The following is a 16,455-nucleotide window of genomic DNA, read 5'->3' as shown; positions in this document are numbered from 1 at the left end:
GTGCACTGCGACGCTGCGCCGAAGTCTAGCCGTGCACGCCCCGGCCCCGGAAGCACCGGAGTCACGGCGTGGTCGGCTCGTCGGTTTCCCGAACGTCGTGCCAGCGTGCACGCCAGGCGGCCTCGTGGGCCTCGTGGGTGGTCCGCTCCTCGAAGACGGCGGCCCGCAGCGCGTGCCGGGACTGCGACATCACCATCACCTCCACTGCCACCAGCGCCACGCAGATCACTGTCGCGAGGGTGAGCGCGCCCAGCGCCGGCAGGTGCTGGCCGACCGGGAGGGCAGCCGTGAGCACCACGATGACGCCGACGCGGGTCCAGCTGACGGTGTGCAGGGTGCGCAACTGGAAGAGCAGGTTGACGGCGAAATAGCAGATCAACCCGCCGAAGAGCATCGGCACCGCAGGTCCTTCGGCCTTCTCGCTGATCCCGCCGGCCGGGTCAGTGATCTTGTGTAGAACCTCCTCGTTGCCGATCGAGAAGAGGATCACCCCGGCGATCATCGGCAGGTAGAGGTACGCGTACGCGTCGCGGGCCATCGCCACCCGGGGGGCGCCCTCCGCCGCGTGCAGGGCGATCCGGGCGGCCGGCCCGATGAAGTCGAAGTGGGTCCACCAGAGCGCCGCGGTGACCACGATGCCGAGCGCGGCGGCGGCCACCGCAGGCCAGGTGACCGGCTTGCCGAGCAGGTTGCCGCCCACCCCCGTGGAGATGATCGACTCACCCAGCGCGATGATCAGGATGAGGTCGTAGCGCTCGGTCCAGTGCTCGGCGCTGGTCACCCCCCAGCCCCAGGTCCCGACGATGAAGCCGGTGGCGTACTGGACCAGCACCACGGCGATCCACAGCGCGTCGCGGACCATGGCGGCCCGGTCGGGGTCGGCGATCTGCGGCGGGATCAGCGCGGCGGCCAGCAGCAGCACGATGCTCACCGCCAGCTCCGGGGCGAACCGGCGCAGTTGCCGCCGCTCCTGCGGGCTGTCCCGCACCACGTGCTGATAGAGGATCATGTGTACGGCCCGGACCACGACGTAGCTGATGGCCACCAGCATCGGGCCGGCGGCGCTCCCCTTCGGGTCGCTGAACGCCTGCGGCAGCGCCAGCGCGAACGCGAACAGGGCGACCATCGCGATCACCATGAGCACCGGGACGTAGCCCTCGCCGAGCCGGACCCGGGTGGCGACCAGGCTGTGCACCACCCAGATCCACCAGAGCACGGCGAGCACCAGGCCGGCGTGCAGCAGTTGCCGGCCGGAGATGTTCGCGGCGGTGGCCCGGGTGATGATGAAGAACGAGAAGACGAAGACCAGATCGAAGAAGACCTCGAACTTGTCCACCCGGGCGCCGGGGGCGATCGGGACGGCCGGTCCCAGCTGTCCACCCCGCCGGTAGCCGCCCACGCCCCCACTCTGGCAGCGTCCGGGCTGGTCGGAGGCCCGAACAGCGATGGCAGTGGAGTGCGGCGTTACCTCCGTCCCGAGTCGGGGAAGCATCCTGACCACGGCCTCCCGCAGCGGGCCGGTCGGTCCGCCCTACCCCGGACAAGGATGGACAATGACGACGAACAACCCGATCACCACTTCGTTCACCCATCACTCCACCGCCATGGACGTGATTCAGGGCGTGGACCTCGTCGGGCGGCGGGCGATCGTCACCGGCGGGTCCTCCGGGATCGGCGTGGAGACCGCCCGCGCCCTGGCCAGCGCCGGTGCGGAGGTCACCCTGGCCGTCCGCAACCCGGACGCGGGCCAGCAGGCCGCCAACGACATCACCGACACCACAGGCAACGACCGCGTCCTGGTCGCGCCGCTCGACCTCGCCGACCAGGGTTCGGTTGCCGACTTCGTGGCCAACTGGGACGGCCCGTTGCACATCCTGGTCAACAACGCCGGCATCATGGCCGCACCCCTGTCCCGCACCCCGCAGGGCTGGGAGATGCAGTTCGCCACGAACCACCTGGGGCACTTCGCGCTCGCCACCGGGCTGCGCCCGGCACTCGCGGCCGGCGACGGGGCCAGGATCGTCTCGGTCAGCTCCGCCGCCCACCTGCGCTCACCCGTGGTCTTCGAGGACATCCAGTACGACAAACGGGAGTACGAGCCGTGGCAGGCGTACGGGCAGTCCAAGACGGCCAACGTGCTGTTCGCCGTGGACGCCACCCGGCGGTGGGCCGACGACGGCATTCTCACCAACTCGCTGATGCCCGGCGCGATCCGGACCAACCTCCAGCGTTACGTCAGCGAGGAGGAGCTGAACCGGCTGCGCTCCGGTAACGCGGCGACCTGGAAGACAGTCGAGCAGGGTGCCGCCACCTCCGTGCTGGTCGCCGCGTCACCGCTGCTCGACGGCGTGGGTGGGCGCTACTTCGAGGACTGTCAGGAGGCCGCCCCCAACCAGCCCGGTGGGCGGACGGGCGTCGCGGCGTACGCGTTGGACCCGGAGGCCGCCGAGCGGCTCTGGCAGGTCTCGACGGCCCTGCTCAAGGGCTGACGAGCACAGACGAGAGGGCGCCCCGGTCGACGACCGGGGCGCCCTCTCGGCGTTGCGGGTAGATCAGGCCAGGCCCAGCTCCGACTCGAAGTTGCCGGCCTCCAGCCGCTCCTTCACCGCGGCCAGGAAGCGGGCCGCGTCGGCGCCGTCGATCAGCCGGTGGTCGTACGACAGGGCCAGGTAGACCATCGACCGGATCGCGACGACCTCACCCAGCTCCGGGTCGTTGACCACTACCGGCCGCTTGACCACGGCACCCGTGCCGAGCATCGCCGACTGCGGCGACGGCACGATCGGGGTGTCGAAGAGCGCGCCCCGGCTGCCCGTGTTGGTCAGCGTGAACGTCGCCCCGGCGATCTCGTCCGGGCTGATCTTGTTGGTCCGGGTCCGCTCGGCCAGGTCCGCGACCCGCTTGGCGATGCCGCCCAGGTTGAGGTCACCGGCGTTGTGGATGACAGGCGTCAACAGCCCACGCTCGGTGTCCACGGCGATGCCGAGGTGCTCGGCCTCCGGGTAGGTGATCGTGCCCCCGGCCAGGTCCATCCGGGCGTTGACCACCGGGTACGTCTGCAGCGCCTCGATGGCCGCGAGCGCGAAGAACGGCAGGAAGGACAGCTTCACGCCGTGCCGCTGCACGAAGGAGTCCTTCGCCTGGGCGCGCAGCTTGGCGACCCGGGTGACGTCCACCTCGATCACGGTGGTGAGCTGCGCCATCTCGTGCAGCGACTCGTGCAGCCGGGTGGCGATGGCCTTGCGGATGCGCGGCAGCTTCTCGGTGGTGCCCCGCTTGCCACTCGGCTGCGGCTTGGCGGCCGGCTTGGCGGTGGGCGCCGACGGTGCGGCGGCCGGTGCGGCGGCCGGAGCGGCAGCGGCGGCCTTCGCCTTCTCGGCAGCCTCCAGCACGTCCTGCTTGCGGATCCGGCCACCCACGCCGGTGCCGTTGAGCGCGGCCAGGTCGACGCCGTGCTCGCTGGCCAGCTTGCGCACCAGCGGGGTCACGTACCCGGCGGCCTCCTCGCCGGCACCCGGTGCCGGCGCGGACGGGCGCGGCGGCGTCGGGGTCGACGCGGCCGGCTGCGCGGCCTGCTCGGTCTTCGCCGGCTGCGCCGAGCTCTCGGTCTCCGCGGCGGGCTCGTTGTAGGAGGCGCCCTGCGTCGGCTCCTCGACCTTCGGCGCCGGCGTCGGCTCGGCCTTCGGCGCGGGCTTGGCCTCCGCCTTCGGCTCGGGCTTCGGCTCGGGCTGCGCCGGGGCGGGAGCACCGCCGGCAACGCCGATGATCGCCAGGTCGGCGCCGACCGCGGCGGTCTCGTCCTCGGCGACCTTGATCTCGAGCACCGTGCCGGCGACCGGCGACGGGATCTCGGTGTCCACCTTGTCGGTGGAGACCTCCAGCAGCGGCTCGTCGACCTCGATGGTCTCACCGACCTGCTTCAGCCAGCGGGTGACCGTACCCTCGGTGACGCTCTCGCCCAGGGCGGGCATCTTCACCGCGGTGCCCTCGCCCGACGAGGCGGCGGCCGGAGCCGGCGCCTCGGCCGGAGCCTCGTCCTGGGCCACCTCGTCGGCGGTGCCCTCGGCGGCGGCCGTCGGCTCGGTGGCCGGCTCGACCGACTCGGCCGGAGCCTGCTCCTGCGGGGCGGCCTCGCCACCGCCGGTCGACTCGCCCTCACCGGAGATGACAGCCAGCTCGCTGCCGACCTCGGCCGTCTCGTCCTCGCCGACAACGATCCGGCTCAGCACGCCCGCAGCGGGCGACGGGATCTCGGTGTCGACCTTGTCGGTCGAGACCTCGAGCAGGGGCTCGTCAACCTCGACCGTGTCGCCCTCCTGCTTGAGCCAGCGAGTGACGGTGCCCTCGGTGACGCTCTCGCCGAGCCGGGGCATGGTGACCGATACCGGCATTTTCTGAGACTCCTTCATTCCCCTGGTGGGATCTTCGCCCGTCGCCGGACGCCGCGGTTTGGATGATCAGGCGTGCGCGTGCAGCGGCTTGCCGGCGAGGGCCAGGTGCGCCTCGCCCAGGGCCTCGTTCTGGGTCGGGTGAGCGTGCACGAGCTGGGCGACCTCGGCCGGGTACGCCTCCCAGTTGTAGATCAGCTGTGCCTCACCGATCAGCTCACCCACCCGGGCGCCGATCATGTGCACGCCGACCACCGGGCCGTCCTCGACCCGAACCAGCTTCACGAAGCCGGTGGTCTTGAGGATCTGGCTCTTGCCGTTGCCACCCAGGTTGTAGTTGTACGTCTTGACCTTGTCGGCGCCGTACTGCTCCTTGGCCTTGGCCTCGGTGAGACCCACCGACGCCAGCTCCGGGTCGCAGTAGGTGACGCGCGGGATGCCCACCTCGTCGATCACGGCGGGGGTCTGCCCGGCGATCTCCTCGGCCACGAAGATGCCCTGCTGGAAGCCCCGGTGCGCGAGCTGGAGGCCGGGCACGATGTCGCCGACGGCGTAGACGTTCGGCACGCTGGTGCGCAGCCGCTCGTCGGTCAGCACGTAGCCGCGGTCCATCTTGACGCCCTGCTCCTCGTACCCGAGGTTGGCGGTGTTCGGGCCGCGACCGACGGCGACCAGCAGCAGCTCCGCCTCGACGGTCTCGCCGCCCTGGATGGTCAGCTTGACGCCGCTCTCGGTCTTCTCGACCTTCTCGAACGGCTTGCCGACCTTGAAGTTGATCTTCCGCTTGCGGAACGCCCGCTCCAGCGCCTTCGACGACTCCTCGTCCTCGGCGGCGACCAGCCGGGGCAGCGCCTCGACGATCGTCACGTCCACGCCGAAGGACTTCCACACGCTGGCGAACTCGACGCCGATCACGCCGCCACCGAGCACGATCACCGACGACGGCACCCGGTCCATCGTCAGGGCGTGGTCGCTGGTGATGATCCGCTCGCCGTCGACCTCCAGGCCGGGCAGGCTCTTCGCGTACGAGCCGGAGGCCAGGACGATGTTGCGGCCGGTGTAGCGCTTGCCGTCCACCTCGACCACGTTCTTGCCGACGAGCTTGCCGGCGCCCTCGACGATCGTGATCCCCTTGTTGCCCTTCAGCATGCCCTGCAGGCCCTTGTACAGGCGGGAGATGACGCCGTCCTTGTACGCGTTGACCCCGGCCATGTCGATGCCGATCAGCTCGGCCTTCACACCGAACTGCTCCGACTCGCGGGCCTGGTCGGCGATCTCGGCCGCGTGCAGCAGGGCCTTCGTCGGGATGCAGCCGTTGTGCAGGCAGGTGCCCCCGAGCTTGCCCTTCTCCACCAGCGCGACCTTCAGGCCCAGCTGGACGGCGCGCAGCGCGGTCGCGTAGCCGCCGCTGCCACCTCCGAGAATGACAATGTCGAAGGTCGCTTCGTTCGGCTCGCTCACGTCCAACTCCCAGGTCGCGTCGCTGCATCGGGGGTCACGGGGATGTAACACGGACACACCCCACCTCGGTCATCTTGTCACCACTGGGCACAGGGTGCGTACTGAGGTGCCCAACGACACGTCATCGACACGTACCCTTGGCACCGTTGTCGATGACGCACGGTGGGGGAGAGATCCGGTGGGGTTGTTCCGGCGCCGCAAACAGGCGGCTGTGCCGAGCCATGACCGTGCCGCCGATCGTGGCGATCTGGTCCATCTGGAGAACTTCATCCGGAGCCGGCGCGGCGTCGAGGCTTATATCGAGCCCAGGACGACCGTGACGGAGACCACCGTCATCCTGATCGCCGACGACGGGGAGTGGACCCGCCGGCGGATCGACGGCCCGGACGGGGCCCGGCGTTTCGCGCACCGGATGGGCATCCCGGTGTACGACGTCCGGCTGATGGGCTACCCGCAGCGGATGCGCGACTTCAACGAGCGCCGCAAACGTCGCCCCGAGCGGTACTGAGACACGCGAAGGGGCCCCTGCTCAGGGGGCCCCTTCGCGCGTGTCCGTCAGCCGTTGGTGGCGACATCCTCGACGAGCTGCACCAGCGTGCGGACCGGAACACCCGTGCCGCCCTTGGTCCAGTAACCGGTCGGCTCGCCCGAGTGGTAGCCCGGCCCGGCGATGTCGATGTGCGCCCAGGCCACGTCGTCGGTCACGAACTCGCGCAGGAACACGCCGCCCTGCAGCATGTGACCGGCCCGGTCCATTCCGGCGTTGACCTGCGAGATGTCCGCCACATCCGACTCCATGCCCTTACGGACGTCGTCGGGCAGCGGCATCGGCCAGGCCGGCTCGCCGACGGAGTCGCCGACCACCTTCACCCGGTCGCACAGCTCCGGGGTGCCCATCACGCCGGCCACCCGCTTGCCCAGCGCGATGACCTGGCCACCGGTCAGGGTGGAGGTCTCGAACAGGTAGTCGGTGCCGTCCGCGCAGGCGCGGGCGATGGCGTCGCCCAGGATCATCCGGCCCTCGGCGTCGGTGTTGAGCACCTCGACCCGCTTGCCGTTGAACATCGTGATCACGTCACCGGGCCGGTAGCTGGTGCCCGACGGCATGTTCTCCGCCATCGGCAGGTACGCGCTGACCGCCACCGTCGGCTTCAGCGCGGCGATCGCCAGCATGGCCGCGCCCACCGCGGCGGCGCCCGCCATGTCGGACTTCATCTCCCACATGCCCTGCGCCGGCTTGATCGAGATGCCGCCGGTGTCGAAGGTGATGCCCTTGCCGACAAGCGCGACCCGCTTGCCGTTGCCACCGCCCTGCGGGGTGTAGGTCAGCTTCACCAGCCGCGGCGGGGCCTCCGAACCCTGCCCGACCGCGACGATGCCGCCGTACCCGCCAGCGGCCAGCGCCGCCTCGTCCAGCACCTCGACGCCGAGACCCGCCTCGCGGGCCGCGCTCGCGACCGCGTCGGCGAACGACGGCGGACGCAGCTCGTTCGGCGCGGTGTTCACCCAGTCCCGGCTGAGCCGGACCGCGCCGGCCACCGCCTGCGCCCGGGTGATCTCGGCCTGGGCACCCGCGTCGCCGGCATCCGGCACCGCGATGAGCACCTCGGCCACCGGCTCCCGCCGGGTCGGCTGGGGCCGGGTCTTGTAGCCGGCGAACCGGTACCCACCCAGCAGCGCGCCCTCGGCGACCGCGCGCAGCTCGGCAGACGCGTCCGCGTCGTCCGGCAGCGGCAGCGCCAGCGCGACGGTCGGTGCGCCCGCCAGGGCCCGGATCGCGGCACCGGCGGCCCGGCGCAGCGTCTCCGGGGCCGGGGCGGCACCCGACGGCTCCGGGCCGAGCCCGACCGCGGTGACCAGCGGGGCGGTCACGGTGCCCAGCGTGGCCAGCTTGATGACCTCACCCGGCCCGCCCGTCGCGCCGAGCAGCGCGAGGGTTTCGGTCAGCTTGCCGTCGAACGCGGCCGCGATGCTCTCCGCGCCGCTGGCGAGCAGCAGGGTGCCGGCGAGGCCGCTGGTGGCGCCCTGCTCTCCGGTCTGGCTGTGCACGCCGATCACGATCGCGTCGACGGCGAGCTCGGCCGGGTCGGTGTCGACCAGGCTCAGGTTGGTGGTGCGGGGTGAAGTCACTGAAGCTACTCCGGGCGGGCCGGGCCGGTCGCGGCGTCGCGTACCAGCGGTGAAGGTCTCCGGCGGAACCTACCTGCCGGACGTCATGGCTGTCCCGCCGACAGCGCCAGCGGGCTCCCGCCGATGCTAACCAGCGACGTTGCCCCCGGTAAGTTGCCACCCATGACCGACGTGACCTCCGACGCCGCCGCGACCCGGCTGCGCCGTTCCCCGCTGCACGAGCGGCACACCGCCGCCGGAGCCAAGTTCGCCCCCTTCGGGGGCTGGGAGATGCCGCTGGAGTACGCCGGCGGCGGGGTGCTCAAGGAGCACACCGCGGTGCGTACGGCGGTCGGGGTCTTCGACGTGTCGCACCTGGGCAAGGCCCGGGTGAGCGGCCCCGGCGCGGCCGACTTCGTCAACTCCTGCCTCAGCAACGACCTGGGCCGGATCGGCCCGGGCCGGGCGCAGTACACGCTCTGCTGCGACGACGCCACCGGTGGCGTGGTGGACGACATCATCGCCTACCTCTACGCCGAGGACCACGTCTTCCTCATCCCGAACGCGGCGAACACCGCGGAGGTGGTGCGCCGGTTGCGCGCCGCCGCGCCCGCGCAGGTGAGCGTCACCGACGAGCACGAGGCGTACGCGGTGCTGGCCGTGCAGGGCCCCCGCTCGGCCGAGTTGCTGGCCGCCCTGGACCTGCCCACCGAGCACGGCTACATGAGCTTCTCCGCCGCGAGCCTGGCCGGAGTCGAGCTGACCGTCTGCCGTACCGGCTACACGGGTGAGCTGGGTTACGAGTTGGTGGTGCCGGCGGAGCACGCGGTGGCCGTCTGGGACCAGCTCTTCGCCGTCGGCGCGACGTTCGGGCTGCGCGCCTGCGGGCTGGCCGCCCGGGACACGCTGCGTACCGAGATGGGTTACCCGCTGCACGGGCAGGACCTCTCCCTGGACATCAGCCCGGTGCAGGCCCGCTCCGGCTGGGCGGTCGGTTGGGACAAGCCGGCCTTCTGGGGCCGCGACGCGCTGCTCGCGGAGAAGGCGGCGGGCCCTCGGCGTACGCTGCGCGGCCTGGTGGCCGTCGACCGGGCCATCCCGCGGCCCGGCATGACCCTGCACGTGGGTGACACCCAGGTCGGCATCGTGACCAGCGGCACCTTCTCCCCGACCCGCAAGCAGGGCATCGCGCTGGCCCTGCTGGACACCGACGCCAACCTCACCGACGGCGACGAGGTCGAGATCGACATCCGAGGCCGCCGAGCCCCCCTGACCCTGACGAAGCCCCCCTTCGTAACCCCCTCAGTGCGGTAACCCCCCCGCGCCTTCCCGCCGGCCTGGTTGATCATGAAGTTATTGCCACGACACGCCGCTGGCGGTGGCAATAACTTCATGATCAACGCGGGTGGGTGTCGGGGGTGGGGGGTTCGCCGGAATCCAGGACTGCCTGGGTCCAGCCGCCTTCGATGACGCCTGTCGCGTCCAGGATTGCCCAGTCGACCACTCCGGACGTCTCCACCACGACGGGGGCGCCGATGCGGACGCTCTGGTCGGTGTTGGCGTCGCTGGCGCTCACGCCGACGATGCGCTCCGGGGTCTCCCACGAGGTGACGCCCGCCCAGACGTACTCCGGGCCGTCGTCTCCGGGCAGGCCGTACTTGACCACGAGCTGCGACTCGGTGGGGAGCTGGCCGGCGACGAACCGGGCCCGCGCGCCGTCGAGCGCGGCGCGGGCGGTGGCGACCGCACGGCTCATCGCGTCACCGGAGCGGGCGTAGCGCACGTCCGGCTGGATCCCGGAGAACAGGGTCGCGCAGGCGGCGGCGTAGTAGCGCCCGTCCGGCCCAGGGTGCCCGGCCGGCGGGCGCAGGCTGAGGAACGAGTCGGCCTCCGGGTCGGTCGCCGGGTCCAGTTCGAGGCGGAGCAGCACCGGGGCGGTGGCGCCGTGCTGCTCCGGGTTGCCGTACGCCACCGCGATGTCGTGCCCGGTGACAGTGGCCAGCACCGGCAGCTGCACGAACGCCGGCACCTCCTCGCCGGTGAGCCCGTCGGTCCAGTCCCGCAGCAGCCGGCGCGCCGCCCCGGTCATCACCGCACCCCAGGCACGGGTGAGGTGGTCGGGCACCCCCTGGGTCTGCAACTCCAGCAGGCCGAAGCGGCGCAGCCCCTTGGTGGTGAACCACAGGCCCTCGGTGTCCGACGAGTACGGCACCAGCACCCAGTCGACAAGTCGGATGTGGCCCTGCTCGTCGGGGAGGGAGCGCAGCGCGGTCGCCGGGTCGAGGAACTGGAGGCCGAAGACGTCCACCACGTCGCTGTCGACGGACTCCGCGACGGCGGCCGCGACAGCCCTGGCGGACCACTCGTGCGCGGGTGGCCAGCCGGGCCGGTACTCGGCCTGGACGACCACCAGGTGCGTCGCCGCCGCCAGCCGGGCCAACTGCTCCTTGGTGGCGCCGAACGCGGTGAGCAGGTCCGGTGGCAGCTCGGGGAACTCGGCGATCGGGCGGGTGTCGACGCTCATCAGCGGGCTGTCGAGCATCTGCCGGGCCAGCCCGTGCACCGGCTCGGCCAGTCGGCCGGTCAGGGCCGCCACCGCGGTCTTCGCACTGACCTTCGGTAGCCCCGTCATCGGCACCAGGTAGGTCGCGCTGAGCGATTCCGGCACCGGTACGGGCAGGAAGTCGTCCGTGATGAGCATTGTGGGATCCCCCGGTGGCCGCGCCGGTGTTGTCGAGCCGAACGCTACCCGGCCCGCCGTGCCCGGTTCAGCCGGACAGCACCAGACCCAGGTAGACCAGCGTGGTGACCACCTCGACGGTCGCCCCCAGGACGTCGCCGGTGATCCCGCCGAGCCGGCGTACCACGTGGGTGAGCAGCGGTAGCGCGACGGCGACGGCGGCGACGACGGCCAGTGGCCCCTGCCACGGACGGCCCGGAACCGCGGGCACCGCCAGCAGTACGACGGCGACCGCGCCGACGGCCACGGCCACCGGGCCGACCGTGCCGGCGACCAGCGCGCCCAGCCCGTCGGGCCGGGCCGCCGGCACTCCCCGCCGGCAGGCCACCGTGACGCCGAACCGCCCGGCCGCGGTCGCCGCGACCACCGCCGCGAGACACGCCGGCCAGGACCGACCCGCCAGGTCGGCGAGCGCCGCCGCCTGCACCAGCAGTACGACCACCAGGGCGACCACCCCGAACGGGCCGACGTCCGGCTTCTTCATGATCTCCAGGGCGGCCGCGCCCCGCCGGTACGAGCCGAGCGCGTCCACGGTGTCGGCCAGCCCGTCCAGGTGCAGCCCCCGGGTGAGCAGCGCGGCGGCGCCGACGGTCACACCGGCCGCCACCAGCGGGGAGCGAGCGCGCCGGCCAGCAGCAGCACACCGGCCAGCAGGGCGCCGAGCACCGCGCCGACCAGCGGGGCGAGGGCCATCGCCGTGCCGGCGACCGGGCGATCGATGCGCCCGGCCCGCACCGGAAGCGTGGTGAACGTGGTGACCGCCAGCCGGGCTCCCGCGAGGAGCCGTGGCTCAGCCGGCACGCCAGCCCGACGCCGCCTGCTCGTCCGCCCCGGTGCTGGCCGGGCCCGGGCCGGCCGGTTCCGGCTCGGCGAAGTCGGGCTCGGCGAGATCCGGGTCGGCGTAGCTCGGGTCGGTGGACTCGGGCTCGTCGGCCGCCGGGTCGGTGTCGTCCGCGCCGCCCAGCGACGGGTGCGGCGGCAGCGCGGCGGACAGCGCCAGCACCGAGCGCAGCAGCGGCAGCGCGACAAGGGCGTTCGCGCCCTCGCCGAGATCCAGCCGCAGGTCGAGCAGCGGGGTGAGCCCCAGCACGTCGGCGGCGAGCCGCACGGCCGGGTGCCCGCCGTGGTCGGCCAGGAGGCACCAGTGCCGGGCCTGCCCGGCCAGGTCACGGCTCACCATGCCGGCGGCCATCCCGACCGGCCCGTCGAGCAGCACCGGCACCCGGCGGGCGGTGGCGCCGAGCAGCACACCGGTGGCCACTGCCACGTCGCCGCCGCCCAGCTCGGCCAGGATGTCCTTGGCGCCACGCGACGAGCGTCGGGTGCGGTGCAGCGCATCGCGTACCGCCGCGCAGCGGATCATCCACGCCGCGTCGTCGATCTCGCCGGATTCGGTGATCACCCGGCCCAGCACGGCGGGCGGCTCCGCGCCCGCTGTCGCCGCTAGCACCGCCGCGGCGGCCGCCTCGGTGCCGGCGCCGCACGCCCCGAGCACCAGCAGTTGTACGCCGGCGTCGGCGGCCTGTTCGGCCAGTCGCCAGCCGTAGCGCAGGGCGGACTCCACCTGCTCCGGCGCGAGCGCCGGCTGGTCCTCGATCGGCGCGGAGGCCGGAGTGTCCACCACCTGCAGACTGGCGCCGCTCTCGGCGGCCAGCCGCGCCAACGCGCCCCGGCCGGCGCGGGCCTGCGCGGCGCGGCGCGCGGACTCACCGGCGACGGTGCCGGCGGCCGCCCCGCCGGCGTGGTCGCCGTGCAGCAGCAGTACCCGCACCGAGCCCCAGGCGGCGGGGGTCGAGGTGCCCTGGGTGGCGGCGGCGAAGCCCACCACCCGGTCCAGCACGCCCAGCCCGGCGCCCGGTACGTCAAGCGTGGCCAGTCGGTCCACCGCCTGCGGGCCCGCGTACTCGTCGGGCATCGGCAGCTCCATGCCGGGCTGGATGACCAGCCCGGTGGCCACCATCGGCAGCGCCATGGTCGGTGCGGCCCACGGGTTGCCCGGCTCCGGGGTCGGGGCGGCCGGCGGCGTGTGGGTCAGCACGTCGGGCAGCTGCACCTCGGGGTCGCCTCGTCGTCGGCGAGGCTCGCCACGGCCGCTGCGGTGGCGGCGGCGGTCGGCGCGGTCGCGGGAGCGGCCGGCTCGGTCGCGGCGGCGACCGGCTTGAGCCAGACCGGCTGACCGGCGACGACCAGCACGACCGCGTCGCAGGCGTCGGCGACCGCGCGGTTGGCCGCGCCCAACGCGTCGGTGAACGCCCGGCCCAGCGGGGTGGTCGGCACCAGCGACAGCCCCACCTCGGGGCTCACCAGCACCACCCGGGCGGCGCACCCGCGGATCGCCTCGGCCAGCTCGGCGATCGTCGCCACGTCGTCGGCGGGCTGGTGATCCGGGTCGAGCAGCACCGTCACCCAGCCGCCCAGGTCGTCGACGAGCACCGTCTCGTTGGGCTCGGCGGACTCCAGGACGTCGGCCAGCCGGCGCGGGTCCTCGGTGGTCTCCTCGGTGGTCCAGCTACCCGGCCGTCGGGCGCGGTGCGCCGCCAGCCGGGTCGCCCACTCGGTGTCCTCCGGGTCGCCCTCGGGCGCGGTGGCGACGTAGCGGACCACCGGCGCGTCGGTGACCAGGGACTCGGCGAACTCGGACTTGCCGGACCGGATACCGCCGAGCACCAGGACCGTGTTCCACCCGTCTACGGACATGCCCGTACCTTAAGGCCGCCCAGGGTTGCGGTGCCTGCCGGCCCGGTGCTCGCCGTCGTTCAGTCGCAGTGTTCGAACCCGCTGCCGTAACTGACTCCGCCGGTGGAGCCGCCCCACTTGACGCACGTCCCGGCGGCGCTGGCCCGCACCGGGCCGGCGTAGTAGTCGAAGGACCCGCTGTCGGTGCTGCGCTTGCGCCCCTGCACCTCCAGGTACGCCGAGGCCGCCGACTTCGCGCCGACCGCGGTGTCCTTGAGGGTGACCACGCAGTTGGTGCCGGTGCCCGCGTGGTACAGCAGGAAGACCCGGCCCTTGCGCTGCCCGTCACCGCCGGTCAGCGTCGCTGAGTCGATCATCTGGTAGCCGCTGCCGCACGCCTGCGCGGCCGTGTACGGGTTGGGTCGGCTCGACGGGGTGCGACCGGGCGTCGGTCGGTTGCTCGTCGTGCCGGTCGGCGTGCCGCCCGGCGTCGTGGTCTGCGGGTTCGGGGCGGCGGACGGCGCGTCGGTTCCTCCGCCGGAGACGGTCGGCCCGGCGGACGCGGTGCGGCTGGCGCCCGGGGTGCCGCTGGGCGGGGGCCGGACGTGCTCGCACCCGCGTCGTCGAGCACGTCGCCGCCGGGGCTGCCGCCGATTCGCCGGCCAGCGCGGGCGGACGATCCGCCCCACCCGGCTCCCCGTCGGGCCGTAGTGCCGCCACGGCCACGGCGATCACCGCCACGAGAGCGACCGCGCCGACCCCGATCAGCAGGTGCCGACGTCGGCCGGACGGCCCCCTCCCCAACACGTCCTCGCGGGTCGACCCCGGCCCGGTCACCGGCGAGGCCGCGAAGCCTGCCGGCATGCGTACGGCGGCAGCCCCGATCGGCGCGGGCCGCCCGGTCGGCGTCGGCCCGGCCGAGGGCGTCGGTGCCGCCGGCGGCGCGGGGGCCGGCGTGGCCGGCGGCGTCGGGACGGGAGGCGCAGCGGCCGGGGTGACCGGATGGGCCGCGGGCGCTCCGGGGTGGGACCGGCCAGCGCCCACGGTGGGCGGGCCGAGACCGGGATGCGCGCCAGGGTCGCGTCGCGGGCCTCGGCGGCGGCAGCGGCCAACTCAGCGGCGCTGCCGAACCGGTCCTCCGGACGCTTGGCCAGCGCGCGCGCCACCACGGCGGCGACCGCCGGTGGGGTGTCCGCCGGCAGCGCCGCCGGGTCCTCCTGGGCGTGCCGGAGCGCCACCGCGAGAGGGTTGTCACCGTGGAAGGGCGGCTGCCCGGCAAGGCAGAAGTACGCCACCGCGCCGAGCGCGTAGACGTCGGTGGCGGCCGAGACCGGCTGCCCGGTGGCCTGCTCGGGGGACATGTACGAGGCGGTGCCGAGCACCATGTTCGCGGCGGTGAGCCCGGCCATGTTGCGGGACCGGGCGATGCCGAAGTCGACGAGCACCACAGTGCCGTCGGCCTTGACCAGCAGGTTGCCCGGCTTCACGTCGCGGTGCACGATGCCGGCGAGGTGGGCGGTGTGCAGCGCGTCCGCGGCCTGGGCCAGCACCGACATGGTGGTGGCCGGATCCAGCCGCCCCACCGTGCGCACCCGGGCGGACAACGGCTCGCCCTCGACGTACTCCATCACCAGGTAGTCGACCTGGCTGCCGTCGTCGAGCGCGGCCTGCCCCACGTCGTGCACCGGAACCACACCGGGGTGCCGCAGCGCGGCCAGCATCCGGGCCTCGGCCCGGAACCGGGCGGTGAACTCCGGATCGGCGACCAGCGACGGCAGCAGCACCTTCACCGCGACCTCGCGTTCCAGCAGCACGTCCGTGCCGCGCCAGACCGCGCCCATCCCACCTGTGGCCACCCGCTCGCCCAGCCGGTACCGGTCGCCGAGCAGCACTCCCCGTGTCAACACCGGGCCACCGTACCGGCCGGCGCCGATGGGATCGATCCACCCCGTGGGTCCCGCCGGGGCGAGCGAGCGGCCGTTGCTCGCCGGGCCGACTACGCTGGCGAGGGTTCGTCCCACGGGGACTTCAGCGGCGAGGGGAGACGCGGCATGGCGTGGAGCTGGCGGTACGAGGGCACGGACGGTCAGACGGTCGAGGGACCGGCGGAGTCGTTCGGCAGCCAGGCCGACGCCGAATCCTGGATCGGTCAGACCTGGCGGGAGCTCGCGGCGTCCGGCGTCACCTCGGTCGCGCTCCTGGAGGACGACCGGGTGGAGTACCGGATGAGCCTGCTGCCCACGGCCGAGTGATGGCCTACGACCGCCCGGGCGGCGACGGGCTGGTCCTCGGCGTACCCAGGGCGGCGTTCCGGCCCAGCCCGGTCTTCCTCGGCCTGGTCGCCCTCTTCGCGGTCAGCGGGGTGCTGACCTGGAACGGGTACGGCAACGTCCGGTTCAACGTGTTCCTGTTCGTGGTGTCCGGCTGGCTGGTGTCGCTCTGCCTGCACGAGTACGCCCACGCGGTGGTGGCCTACCGGGCCGGCGACCGGGACATCGCACACCGCGGCTACCTGACGCTCAACCCGTTGAAGTACACCCACCCGTTGCTGTCGATCGTGCTACCGGTGGTGGTGGTCCTGCTCGGCGGCATCGGCCTGCCGGGTGGCGCGGTCTGGGTGGACCGGCACGCCATCCCGGGTCGACTGCGGCACACCCTGGTCAGCCTCGCCGGCCCGGCGACAAACGTGCTGTTCACGCTGGTGTTGGTGGCGGCGGTGCGGTTCGGCACCCAGTCGGGTGGTCCGGTGGAGTTCTGGGCCGGGGTGGCGCTGCTCGCCTTCCTCCAGCTCACCGCCAGTGTGCTGAACCTGCTGCCGGTGCCCGGCCTGGACGGCGGCAACATGATCCAGCCGTGGCTCAACCCGCAGTGGCGCAAGATGTACGACCTGTTCGCCCCGTACGGCTTCATCCTGCTCTTCGCGCTGCTGTGGAACCCGCGCATCGGCGGCTGGTTCTTCGACGCGGTCTTCGCGGTCGGTGACCTGCTCGGTCTGCCCTCGTGGCTCTACGCCACCGGCCTGGAGCTGATCCGCTTCTGGCAGGGCTGAGCCGACCTGACCCGGCCCGGCCGGCGCGAGGG

12 protein-coding genes and 2 pseudogenes are annotated in these 16,455 nt (G+C 73.2%); 5 read left to right on the top strand and 9 right to left on the bottom strand.

The window, feature by feature from the left end; genetic code table 11:
* Positions 1 to 61 precede the first annotated feature (61 nt).
* The gene (locus ACQP0U_RS24395; protein WP_433311197.1) at positions 62 to 1,399 is read right to left on the bottom strand and encodes a low temperature requirement protein A; all 1,338 of its coding nucleotides are present in this window, start codon (positions 1,397 to 1,399) and stop codon (positions 62 to 64) included.
* Positions 1,400 to 1,553: 154 nt separating this feature from the next.
* On the opposite strand from ACQP0U_RS24395, the gene ACQP0U_RS24390 reads away from it, so the two are divergent.
* Positions 1,554 to 2,489, top strand: coding sequence for an SDR family NAD(P)-dependent oxidoreductase (locus ACQP0U_RS24390; RefSeq protein WP_433311194.1), 936 nt, complete (start codon positions 1,554 to 1,556; stop codon positions 2,487 to 2,489).
* A 63-nt stretch (positions 2,490 to 2,552) separates the two neighbouring features.
* Here the strand turns inward: ACQP0U_RS24390 and sucB are convergent, their stop codons facing one another.
* Both sucB and lpdA read right to left on the bottom strand, forming a co-directional pair.
* Complete coding sequence (gene sucB, locus ACQP0U_RS24385) at positions 2,553 to 4,391, bottom strand: 2-oxoglutarate dehydrogenase, E2 component, dihydrolipoamide succinyltransferase (protein ID WP_433311191.1); 1,839 nt, start codon at positions 4,389 to 4,391, stop codon at positions 2,553 to 2,555.
* 66 nt (positions 4,392 to 4,457) lie between these two features.
* Positions 4,458 to 5,849 (bottom strand): dihydrolipoyl dehydrogenase, encoded by a 1,392-nt coding sequence (gene lpdA / locus ACQP0U_RS24380; RefSeq protein WP_433311189.1) that lies wholly within the window; start codon positions 5,847 to 5,849, stop codon positions 4,458 to 4,460.
* A gap of 178 nt (positions 5,850 to 6,027) precedes the next feature.
* Here lpdA and ACQP0U_RS24375 point away from each other — a divergent pair, with 178 nt between their 5' ends.
* Positions 6,028 to 6,357: a hypothetical protein gene (locus ACQP0U_RS24375; RefSeq protein ID WP_433311186.1), complete on the top strand. Its 330-nt coding sequence runs from the start codon at positions 6,028 to 6,030 to the stop codon at positions 6,355 to 6,357.
* A gap of 47 nt (positions 6,358 to 6,404) precedes the next feature.
* Here ACQP0U_RS24375 and ACQP0U_RS24370 read toward each other — a convergent pair whose 3' ends face one another.
* Positions 6,405 to 7,979: a leucyl aminopeptidase gene (locus ACQP0U_RS24370; RefSeq protein WP_433311183.1), complete on the bottom strand. Its 1,575-nt coding sequence runs from the start codon at positions 7,977 to 7,979 to the stop codon at positions 6,405 to 6,407.
* 162 nt (positions 7,980 to 8,141) lie between these two features.
* Between ACQP0U_RS24370 and gcvT the strand changes: the two genes are divergently transcribed.
* Positions 8,142 to 9,272 carry a glycine cleavage system aminomethyltransferase GcvT gene (gene gcvT / locus ACQP0U_RS24365; protein WP_433311181.1) on the top strand — a complete coding sequence of 377 codons (1,131 nt, stop codon included), beginning with the start codon at positions 8,142 to 8,144 and terminating at the stop codon, positions 9,270 to 9,272.
* 82 nt (positions 9,273 to 9,354) lie between these two features.
* Here gcvT and ACQP0U_RS24360 read toward each other — a convergent pair whose 3' ends face one another.
* The 5 genes and pseudogenes from ACQP0U_RS24360 to ACQP0U_RS24340 form a co-directional block, all read right to left on the bottom strand.
* Positions 9,355 to 10,659: a DUF2314 domain-containing protein gene (locus ACQP0U_RS24360; RefSeq protein WP_433311178.1), complete on the bottom strand. Its 1,305-nt coding sequence runs from the start codon at positions 10,657 to 10,659 to the stop codon at positions 9,355 to 9,357.
* A 67-nt stretch (positions 10,660 to 10,726) separates the two neighbouring features.
* A pseudogene (locus tag ACQP0U_RS24355) lies at positions 10,727 to 11,499 on the bottom strand (adenosylcobinamide-GDP ribazoletransferase).
* Positions 11,489 to 13,395 (bottom strand): annotated as a pseudogene (locus tag ACQP0U_RS24350) (bifunctional adenosylcobinamide kinase/adenosylcobinamide-phosphate guanylyltransferase). Before ACQP0U_RS24350 ends, ACQP0U_RS24355 begins: the two co-directional pseudogenes overlap by 11 nt.
* A 59-nt stretch (positions 13,396 to 13,454) precedes the next feature.
* A complete protein-coding gene (locus ACQP0U_RS24345) occupies positions 13,455 to 14,063 on the bottom strand; it encodes a hypothetical protein (protein WP_433311176.1) in 609 nt (202 codons plus the stop codon).
* Between the two features lie 144 nt (positions 14,064 to 14,207).
* Positions 14,208 to 15,281 (bottom strand): serine/threonine-protein kinase, encoded by a 1,074-nt coding sequence (locus ACQP0U_RS24340; protein ID WP_433311174.1) that lies wholly within the window; start codon positions 15,279 to 15,281, stop codon positions 14,208 to 14,210.
* A gap of 144 nt (positions 15,282 to 15,425) precedes the next feature.
* On the opposite strand from ACQP0U_RS24340, the gene ACQP0U_RS24335 reads away from it, so the two are divergent.
* The gene (locus ACQP0U_RS24335) at positions 15,426 to 15,626 is read left to right on the top strand and encodes a hypothetical protein (protein WP_433311171.1); all 201 of its coding nucleotides are present in this window, start codon (positions 15,426 to 15,428) and stop codon (positions 15,624 to 15,626) included.
* Complete coding sequence (locus ACQP0U_RS24330) at positions 15,626 to 16,423, top strand: site-2 protease family protein (protein ID WP_433311168.1); 798 nt, start codon at positions 15,626 to 15,628, stop codon at positions 16,421 to 16,423. Before ACQP0U_RS24335 ends, ACQP0U_RS24330 begins: the two co-directional genes overlap by 1 nt.
* The last annotated feature ends 32 nt before the right edge of the window (positions 16,424 to 16,455 follow it).

This window comes from Micromonospora sp. CA-269861 (assembly GCF_050948505.1).
Taxonomy (GTDB): domain Bacteria; phylum Actinomycetota; class Actinomycetes; order Mycobacteriales; family Micromonosporaceae; genus Micromonospora.
Note: the sequence above shows the minus strand (reverse complement) of the source record. Positions and strands in the feature narration are given on the sequence as shown.